This is a genomic window from Phenylobacterium sp., from assembly GCF_020402505.1.
GTDB lineage: Bacteria > Pseudomonadota > Alphaproteobacteria > Caulobacterales > Caulobacteraceae > Phenylobacterium.
In genome coordinates, this window is the sequence record NZ_JADBZL010000095.1 from 1 (window position 1) to 3,355 (window position 3,355).

The window sequence follows — 3,355 nt, forward strand, 5'->3', positions numbered from 1 at the left end:
CGCCGAGGCCCCCGGCGTGGAGAAGGTCAGGCTGTCGCTGGTGGTGAAGGCCAGGGCTTGTTCGGGCGTGATCGTCTCAAAAGTATATGTCGCCACAATTCGTCCCCCGCCAGCCGGACAACCGGCGACCCACGCCAAGCACCTGATTCCAAATCTTGTGCAGAGGTAAATGTTTTAGCGTGGTGCGGCGGCGGGACAAGGCGAGTCTGCGCCCTTATCCCCACATTTTCGGAGGCCCCGGGCGATGACATCCGCTCACGTGATCCCGGCGCCGGTGACCTGACCCAGAAGGATGATCAGAACGGCGAAGTCGCAGGGGTCCAGGCCGCGGAACAGCCGACCGGCGCAGGCGCCCTGAGCCTTGCGGGGGAACTCCCGAAAGGTGGGGGGATCCTGCACGACTGGCTGACCTCAAAAGAAAAGGGCCGCCCCGAGGGGCGGCCCGATCCGTAGAGCTACCTTCTGTCTGGCGTTAGGGTACGAAGTCAGTATTCAACGGAGCCACGTTGCCATTGATCTGGATCACCGTGTCGATGACGTTGTCGTCGTTCGTGTCCGCGAACACGTAGCTGGTTGTAACAGCGCTGACAGTCACACTTGCAGTGACGATATTCGACGTGCCTGCCCCAATGACACCCGCCGCAGCGGTGAGAGCCGCCGCGTAGCTCGCAGGGGAGGCACCAAGGTTCTCGACCGCTCCGGTTACGCCGATGGCGAGAGTATCGGTTCCCGACGTGAAGTCCGTGATCGTATCCAAAGCACCTGCGGTAGTCGACGAAGCATCTCCGGCGGCAAACACGAACCGGTCGGCCCCAGTGTTACCGGTGAGGGTATCAGCCCCGGCGCCACCAACGATTGTGTCGTTCTGCATACCCGCAACGATGGAGTCGGCACCCGTTTGCCCGAAGAGCGAGTTGTTCCCGTCTCCGGCGGAGATGGTGTCTGCACCGTCACCGCCTGTCACGACATCCTGAGCGGTGCCGCCCGTAATCGAGTCCGCTCCGTCACCGCCATCAACGGAGTTGACGCCAGCACCACCCACAAGGGTGTCAGCCCCGTCACCACCAGAGATGAGGTCGTTATCCGCACCACCGTCAAGGCTGTCGGCACCCGCACCACCACTCAGCGTGTCTGCATTAGCAGCGCCTGTAGCCGTGTCGTCTCCGTCACCACCCGAGAAGTTCTGGTCGCCAGCGTCACCAGTAAAGGCATCGTTGCCGGCACCTCCCGTGACAATGTCATTGCCACCGCCAGAGCTGATGACATCGTTACCATCGCCACCAGAAATGGTCTCAACAGCAACACCGCCGGCGATCGTGTCGTTACCGGCGTCGCCCGTGAGAGAGGCTGCGCCCGCTGAACCGCCGATGATGCTGTCTCCACCGTCGCCGCCAATCAGGGTGTCGTTGCCGGCACCACCCGCCATGGTGTCGCCACCTAGGCCTCCCACAACATAGTCTATGCCGGTGTTGCCTGAACCGTTGTAGGTATCCGCACCGTCCCCTAGTTCCGCCGAGACGGACGCGTTGCCGGTGCCTGACACCACGAAGGTGTCATCACCCAGACCACCGATCAAGGTCGACGTGTTGGTTGCACCAGCGAAGGCCGCCGTAACCACATCGTTTCCGGCCCCTGCGTCGACAAGGTCATTACCGCCACCCGTGGTGATGTTGTCGATACCGTCACCACCGCTGAGGGTGTCGGCCCCGGCTCCTGCGGTGATGCCGTCAGCACCAGCGCCACCAGAGACACTGTTCGCGCCACCGTTGACGTTGATGGTGTCATCACCATCACCGCCCGAAACGATGTCGTTGCCAACACCCGCAGTAATGATGTCGTTGCCCGCACCACCATCCACAACGTTGGCGCCGTCGTTGACAGTGATGGTATCAACATCATCGCCACCGGACACCGTATCGTTTCCGTTGCCGGTCGTGATGTTGTCGTTACCGGCGCCACCGGTGACGTTATTGGCTCCACCCGTATCGGTCAGTTGGTCAGCACCATCACCGAGGGTGATAACGTCATTCCCGGTTCCCGAGGTGACAATGTCGCCACCCGCCCCGGCGTCCACAACGTTCGCACCATCGTTGACGTTGATCGTGTCGACCCCGTCTCCGCCAGACACGGTGTCGTTCCCGGTACCGGCGGTAATAACATCATTGTCCGCGCCGCCAGAAATGCTGTTGTTGCCGTCCGAAGCCGTGATCGCGTCCGCTCCGGAACCGCCATCAACCACATTGTTACCGAGGCCGACATTCACGGTATCGATGCCATCACCGCCGAACACCGTATCGTTCCCGGCTCCGGCCACGATGTTGTCATCACCGAGATCACCGAACACGAGATTCTCACCGGCTCCAGCATCAATCACGTCGGCTCCCTGGCCGCCGAGCACGGTGTCGTTGCCCGTCCCAACTGTGATGTTATCGACCCCAAGGTTCCCATGGAGGTAGTTGTTACCACCAAGGATATCGATGATGACGTCGTCACCTTGGCCGCCAAGGAGCGTGTCGGAACCAGCGCCACCGGTGATGTTGTCAACACCTGCGTTTCCGTTGACACTGTTCGAGCCGCCGCCAGCATCAATGATGTCGTTGCCGTCACCGCCAGAGATCGTGTCGTTCCCACCAAGAGCAACGATGTTATCTACGCCGCCATCACCCGCCAGACTATTGTTGCCAGAACCAGCAGCGATGTTGTCGTTACCGTCGCCACCCAAGATGGTGTCTGCGCCGGTGTCGCCTGTGCCTGTGTCGTTGCCGGCCCCAAGATCGACAAGGTTGTTACCGAGATTACCAATGACGCTATCGTTACCCGCGCCACCAAAGACAGTGTCACTGCCCGTACCCGCATCAACCCGGTCATTCCCGTCGTCGCCAGACACATAGTCCGCGCCATCGCCCGACAGCAGGTCATCGTTGCCTTGACCTCCAAGAAGGGTATCCGCTCCGGAACCGCCGGTCAGGACATCGTTGCCCCTGTTACCGTTCGCCCAGTTGGCCCCCGACCCGGTATCGATGGTGTCGTCGTCCGCACCGCCGTAAATGGAGTCGTTGCCAGCGTTGCCGTTCAGGACGTCGTTACCGGCATTACCCTGGAGGATGTCATTACCGTCCCCACCGCTCCCGTTATCGTTCCCGCTCCCAAGGTAGAGCGCGTCGTTACCCGTCGATCCGGTAATGTTATCGGATGCGGCCGAACCCACGTACAGCATGGACGAGTCCGGGAAGATGATCTGGCCCGTTATGTTACCGACGCCGCCGACGGCGACGAACTTCTCACCGAAGGTCTTGGTCACGCCATTGAAGGTCAGAGCGAAGGACGCCAGCGTCGGATTCGGGAAGCCAGGAGC

General features: G+C 61.2%; 2 protein-coding genes. Both read right to left on the reverse strand.

The features are described 5' to 3' along the window. Nucleotides 1-255 precede the first annotated feature (255 nt). Nucleotides 256-399 (reverse strand): hypothetical protein, encoded by a 144-nt coding sequence (locus IM632_RS07235; protein WP_296525059.1) that lies wholly within the window; start codon nucleotides 397-399, stop codon nucleotides 256-258. A gap of 73 nt (nucleotides 400-472) precedes the next feature. Further along, nucleotides 473-3,355, reverse strand: a 2,883-nt coding sequence (locus IM632_RS07240; protein WP_296552174.1) for a calcium-binding protein, incomplete at its 5' end; no start/stop codon positions are given.